This is a genomic window from Nostoc sp. CHAB 5715 (assembly GCF_020829685.1).
GTDB lineage: Bacteria > Cyanobacteriota > Cyanobacteriia > Cyanobacteriales > Nostocaceae > Nostoc.
Genome location: NZ_JAIVFR010000492.1, coordinates 1 through 5,534, shown reverse-complemented (window position 1 = coordinate 5,534; position 5,534 = coordinate 1). Strand labels below are relative to the sequence as shown.

Below are 5,534 nucleotides of genomic sequence, written 5' to 3'. Positions count from 1 at the left end.
CGCCACCAATTCATGGAACACCCTAACCGTAATTATTGGTTATGTGGATAACAGCGCCGCTAGGAGCAAAATTCACTCAGTTCTCAAACTAAACAGCGCGAAGGAGCCAGCATCGCTATTTTGGCTGGATTGTGGAAACAGCAACCACGCCGGACAAGTAGTAATTGGAACACACTTTAATTTTGATATAGTCCAGGCTACTAATAACCCAGACAGACCTAAATTCTGGTTACATCTTCCCTCCCCGGCACTAGTTCACCCAGAACTGCTTGTTCCTCAACTGGAAGAACTCACTGACAACAACCTCTCCTGTGCAGAAATTCAAGCACGGAATTATCAATCGCTATTTGTCAATAAAATGACGAGTGCGATCGCAGCCCAGTACTTACTAGAATTAACCCTCACCGGGGGGTTGAAAAAGTTCGCCAGTTATTTTGACCTCAAAGCAATGTCAACCCGAAGTTTATACACAAGCATCGACAATTTCAAAAAATACTATATCCCGTAGATAAATTACCACAAATAGCTTACGCATATATATCCCGAAAAAGTAAATTTGGGATATATTTTTATGAATCGATTCAATTACCAAATACTTGAGCTAGTCGAACAGAATCCAGAGTATTTATCAACGATAAATTATTCTAATCTAACTGTAAAAACTGAATCCGAAAAGCTATTCAAAAGCTGCAACAAAAACAATTACAGCAGGCTTAACTATAAACAGGGTTATAACCATAGTTATAACCCTATCGCCAATAGTACATTCGTGAGAGGTTAAAATAAAGTGCCTTTTGTCAATCAGTTAAAATACTCAAAATAACCTTAATAAAAATTTTGACAGATCCCTTGCTGGTAAAGTTGAGATTCTACGTAAATCTCGAAGCCACCAAATATAAACTGATGAGGAGGTTATTTCTGTCCTCGAAGACCAACAAATTGAGGTAACAGAAAAAATACTAGCTATCAGTTCGGGCAGTCCTGGTCAAGCGATCGCCAACATAACAATGTTAGCTTCCATCTCACAAGAAATCACAAGTCAACTGGAAGTACCCCCTAACAATATCCTCAGCGCACTCAGTTTGAGTAACTCCATCTCAAGCTGGAATCACGAGACACAATTATGGCTGCTTACCTACCTGCAACACAACTGGTGGCAGAAATTAAAAAGCACTCAATTGCTAGCTAAATTCACTCAAGCAAGAAAGCAATTGTTGCATCACGTTACTCCTAGAAGCGTTTGGGATAACCTACTTCTGCCATAGCAAAACACACCCATTATCAAAAAGCACTGCCAGTTAGAAGTACTTCTAGCTGGCGGTATTTATTTACACATAAAGAATATGAACCAGCAGCAAAGCTTATTCGATGTCGAAGAAACCATACGTAACAGCAAAAGCCAAAAAGCTAGCGAAATTCTTACTCCTAGCACTAGAAAGATACTTCAGCTACTAACCAGCCAAGGGATTAACAAAGTTGTAACAGCCAGTCTACTTGATCTAGCAGGAGCAAGTCATGAAATTGTTCAATACATCGTCGGGCCAATTGTGACTCAGCAGAACGGCTGGCAACAGTCAATTCCGTCTTGGGTAGGAAAAGCGATCGCAGTCGATAGATTAGATACAGCGTTAAAAGAGATAGAAAAGGGAGAAGTAGGTAAACTCGCCTCTAGTAGCGAAGTTGTTGCACTTATGATGCCAATTGCTTTTGAAGTGCCGCTTTCATCTGAATGGACAGATGTTTACCTCTGGGCAAGTCATGATGCCCTCGTCAGGCACAGACCTTTTGAGAATTTCAAATACGATAAACTGTGGGAGAAGATTGGTACAACTCCGGTTTCGTATGACAAAATCCGCTCTGATTATGAAACCCTGGCTGCTGATATTCGTTCTCGTGTAGTCAAACACGCGGCGAAAGAAGGGTGGGGTAAAAGGTCGTCAAATAAGAACAAACACCCTGTTAAAGCAACTACAACTGAAAGTAATATTCAGATGGAGCAATTATCACTGTTCTCATAACTAATTTTCAGTACTTTTTTCTACACTCTTTTCAAAGTCCTTCCTCTCCTTTTTTGTGAGAGGAGGTAGTTCTTCTTTATAATAAAAATTACCTAATTTCTGACACTGATTGACATAAATTCGTCTTTCTGAATCACTTGCCCTCAAGTCCTGACGTAAAAGTAATTTAAACGATTTTTCACGCTCTTTCAATTCCTTCACTGCCACAAGGAGTTCTTGTGATACAGCAGGATTTTCATAAGTAGAAGAAAGTTCCTCACTTGATGAATAAACCTTTAGTTTATTGCCAGCAGGTTGAGTTAGAAGTCGCTGAGTGTTATACGAACGCCACAGACCTAACTTCTCGCGCCGTAGTGACTCAATTTCAACTTCACCAACTCGGTCTGGAGTACTTCGCCGCACGTAGACAAAACAACCTTTATCAGCTGCTATAGTCAAACTGACTTTCACACCATTAGCATCAAAATAGAACAAGTCAATTAAGTCGTTCTCTGCATTAACTTCTCCAAGCTTCTCTTTATTTGATAAATCAGGTAACACTTCTGGATTTAGCGATGGCGTAGCATTATTAACATTAGCTGAGGATAATGATGGCGTAGGTGAAGAATTTGATTCTACAGCCGAGACTTTATCTTCTTTTTCTGGAGATGAACATCCAATCAGTAAGAGTAACAATCCTATAAATAAGTATTTTTTCATAAAAATAAATTTGTATTTGTAAACTAACAATAAAATATTAATTATTGCTTCCCACTCAACCAACCTGTTTGATAAAAATCACACAGGCTAGGGAAAGCTTTTTCTAAAAGCCAGTTGCGCCCAACTTCTGATTCAGGAATATTATAAGCAGCCATATAAAAACCACTTCTGTAAGCAGCTACACCTAAACAAGCTTGTAAGCTAGATGTGGCCCGCGAAGAAGCTGGAATAGCCATCAAATCTTGCAGATGATTGGGTTCATAATTTTGCCCTACCAGCATGAAATAAACCAAAGTATGAACCAACCGTGATAAAACAACTGTTCGGTCTTGCCAACGTTCTAAATGAGACTCGATACAGAAGTAATCAGGTAAATCAGCCACCTGAGATTCATCATCAAGGAATAAATCGCTCTGGCTTTCGATAAAACTGGAATCCAGACCTATAAACTGTTTGAGAAAAACAAGCGTTTTCCCCCAACGTTCGTGCCCCTCAGTTTCAGCAGAAAACGCACCTTCTGAATACTGCAAACCATACTTCTGTTGCAGTTGGGCAACAGCCTCTTGATTGATATCACCCTGCCAATCAGATTCAGTAAAAAACTCTTTTAAAATCTCTTGTAAATAGATGGGTGAAAACTCACTAATCTCTGGAGATTGATCATCAAAATCGTCTTCATAAGTATCAATAATAAATTTATCTAACTCGATTTCTAGCTCTTGCTTTCTATTAACTGGCAGTAATGATTTAGCGTCTTCTAACGATAGAGGAAAATCTAAATAAGGATGGCCTTTGGCTAAGTAAGAATCACCCAAATCTGCTAAACTTTCAAGCGCGATATTCCGGGCAAAATACTCATCTTGTGAATGTACGCATACTCGGTCTAGTTCCTTATCCACTAGCATCATGGTAATTGCCAGTAGGGCAAACCATGACGCATCGTGCAAACAAGTCGGTAAATCAGCAATTAAATCTACTAATTTCAGTTCTAGGATTTCTCCCCAAACGCCTATCCTAGTTGTATTGGAAACATCGCAAAAATGCTCTACATCTTCTCCAACAGATGTTTCTCCTAACCAGGTAAGATTTTCTACCCGCAAAGAAGATGAGTAGTCAGAAGTCAACTGGTTTTGGCTATCCTCATCGGACTGTATCCATATCAAAGCCAAAAGCATCAGCTTACAAATACTTACTCGCTTCAGGAGAAGATATTCAGGCATAAGTCATTACTTATAATTTTTAGATACAGACCACGCTAATTGCGATACCACCATAGCACAGAGTAACTTGTCGTTCCCTAGTAAAAACCACAACTTTACGATAAACAAGGACAAAAAATAACTCATAAGTATGAATAAAAAAGAATGTGGTTTAAATAAAACAACTCGTCAAAATAATAAATCCTGAAAGAACTAATGCTGACGCAGCAATAAGAGAAATATATAAATCCTCGCGTTATGAACTATATCAACAAAGTCATGCTGGTTGGCAGATGCGGACAAGAACCAGAACTCAAATATTTCGAGTCTGGCGCAGTTAAGGCTTCAATGTCTATTGCAGTCAGACCACCCTACAGAAGTGAACAAGCCCTTTGGTTTGATTTAGTCGCCTGGGGAAATCAAGCAGAAGTGATTGGAAATTACGTTCGTAAAGGAACCCAAATTGCAATTACTGGCGAGTTTGGATTTGATCGTTGGGCAGATAAAAATTCTGGCACTATGCGGCAAAAACCCGTAATTACAATCAACGCTATTGAATTGTTAGGTTCACCCCGTAAGGAAGAATCTACATCCACTTCTGCACCAAACGAAACACAGACTGTAGCTAACGCAAATTTCTAGGAAATTACAAATCGCCTATGCACTATAAATCGTAGGCGATAAACCATCTAATCAATCTACAAATAAAACGAACATGATTCATAATACTGCAACTATCAATCTTAAGTCAGTGAACACTACCCACGACAAAGAAGGTTCCTTGATTGCCTTTGGAATCGCCGAATTCTACTACCGTTCCAAGGAGGGAGTAGTTGCTGACGAAATGCCATTCCGTTCCAAGGGCGCACCCGCCGTCGTTATTAACGAACAAGGGGAAGGCGTACACGGCACAGCAGAAGGATATCTCGATTTACTAGTTGATAACAGGGGTGATTACAAAGAAAAGATTGCCACATTCGTAATCAGAAACTTTATGTCAGCACAACCCATCAACGAACTCACCCAGGTTAGTAAAACCCCTCACTCGCCAGAAACTCCCGATTTTGCCAAAGAACTACTCGAAGATAACGTTACTTCGACAGATGAAGATTTAGACCAAGAACCTCCGTTCTAGACCAAATTAACTGAATAATGCTAGTACATACAGGGTTACTTGTTGGTACTGGCATTATTTTTTTTACAGAAATCCGGAATAAAAATCCACTGTTTGGTAAAATAGCCGACACCAACTCATCTTATATAGTACATAAATACTATATAACTTGCACAAGAGCTAGATTTCAAACTTTTTTGACATAATTACCCCCACGGGTTGGGAATTACCATTGCCAACTTCATCTGACGGTTACAATTCAAAATCAAGACTGAATGTTTCGTCATCAGGATCTTCTGGTTTTGGGTCTGGAGATGGTTGGGGATTCGGCTGGTCTTGTTTGTTTGACTCAGTATTAATCGGCGTAAAAACTACTTGTTGTGCAGGTAATCCAGCCTTGATGAAAACAAAATAGCAATCAACTATAAAGTAAAGGGTGTCCAGGTAACTTTTATCTAGTTTTTGCGATTCTGCAAATATGCGCTCTCGGTAATTATCTTTGAG

7 protein-coding genes and 1 pseudogene are annotated in these 5,534 nt (G+C 39.4%); 5 read left to right on the top strand and 3 right to left on the bottom strand.

The window, feature by feature from the left end:
- The 3 genes and pseudogenes from LC574_RS24145 to LC574_RS24135 all read left to right on the top strand — a co-directional run.
- A pseudogene (locus LC574_RS24145) lies at positions 1-508 on the top strand (thiamine biosynthesis protein ThiF); the annotation flags it as partial.
- Between the two features lie 499 nt (positions 509-1,007).
- Positions 1,008-1,265, top strand: a complete 258-nt coding sequence (locus LC574_RS24140) for a hypothetical protein (protein WP_229456091.1) — start codon at positions 1,008-1,010, stop codon at positions 1,263-1,265.
- A 78-nt stretch (positions 1,266-1,343) separates the two neighbouring features.
- Positions 1,344-2,018: a hypothetical protein gene (locus tag LC574_RS24135; RefSeq protein WP_229456090.1), complete on the top strand. Its 675-nt coding sequence runs from the start codon at positions 1,344-1,346 to the stop codon at positions 2,016-2,018.
- On the opposite strand, the gene LC574_RS24130 is transcribed toward LC574_RS24135, so the two are convergent.
- The gene (locus LC574_RS24130) at positions 2,019-2,780 is read right to left on the bottom strand and encodes a hypothetical protein (RefSeq protein WP_229456089.1); all 762 of its coding nucleotides are present in this window, start codon (positions 2,778-2,780) and stop codon (positions 2,019-2,021) included.
- Positions 2,759-3,937 carry a hypothetical protein gene (locus tag LC574_RS24125; protein ID WP_229456088.1) on the bottom strand — a complete coding sequence of 393 codons (1,179 nt, stop codon included), beginning with the start codon at positions 3,935-3,937 and terminating at the stop codon, positions 2,759-2,761. The genes LC574_RS24130 and LC574_RS24125 overlap by 22 nt, the downstream gene beginning before the upstream one ends.
- 237 nt (positions 3,938-4,174) lie before the next feature.
- Between LC574_RS24125 and ssb the strand changes: the two genes are divergently transcribed.
- On the top strand, positions 4,175-4,558 hold the full coding sequence (gene ssb / locus LC574_RS24120; RefSeq protein WP_069072286.1) for a single-stranded DNA-binding protein: 384 nt from the start codon (positions 4,175-4,177) through the stop codon (positions 4,556-4,558).
- 73 nt (positions 4,559-4,631) lie between these two features.
- The gene (locus tag LC574_RS24115; protein ID WP_029631539.1) at positions 4,632-5,051 is read left to right on the top strand and encodes a hypothetical protein; all 420 of its coding nucleotides are present in this window, start codon (positions 4,632-4,634) and stop codon (positions 5,049-5,051) included.
- Between the two features lie 231 nt (positions 5,052-5,282).
- On the opposite strand, the gene LC574_RS24110 is transcribed toward LC574_RS24115, so the two are convergent.
- Positions 5,283-5,534: hypothetical protein (locus LC574_RS24110; RefSeq protein WP_229456087.1), on the bottom strand; the 252-nt coding region annotated here is incomplete at its 5' end.

What these genes read in the sequence shown, in the direction of transcription:
- LC574_RS24115 (WP_029631539.1), top strand. Translation starts at nt 4,632, where the DNA reads ATGATTCATAATACTGCAACTATCAATCTTAAGTCAGTGAACACTACC.
- LC574_RS24125 (WP_229456088.1), bottom strand. Translation starts at nt 3,937, where the DNA reads ATGCCTGAATATCTTCTCCTGAAGCGAGTAAGTATTTGTAAGCTGATG.
- ssb (WP_069072286.1), top strand. Translation starts at nt 4,175, where the DNA reads ATGAACTATATCAACAAAGTCATGCTGGTTGGCAGATGCGGACAAGAA.
- LC574_RS24135 (WP_229456090.1), top strand. Translation starts at nt 1,344, where the DNA reads ATGAACCAGCAGCAAAGCTTATTCGATGTCGAAGAAACCATACGTAAC.
- LC574_RS24140 (WP_229456091.1), top strand. Translation starts at nt 1,008, where the DNA reads ATGTTAGCTTCCATCTCACAAGAAATCACAAGTCAACTGGAAGTACCC.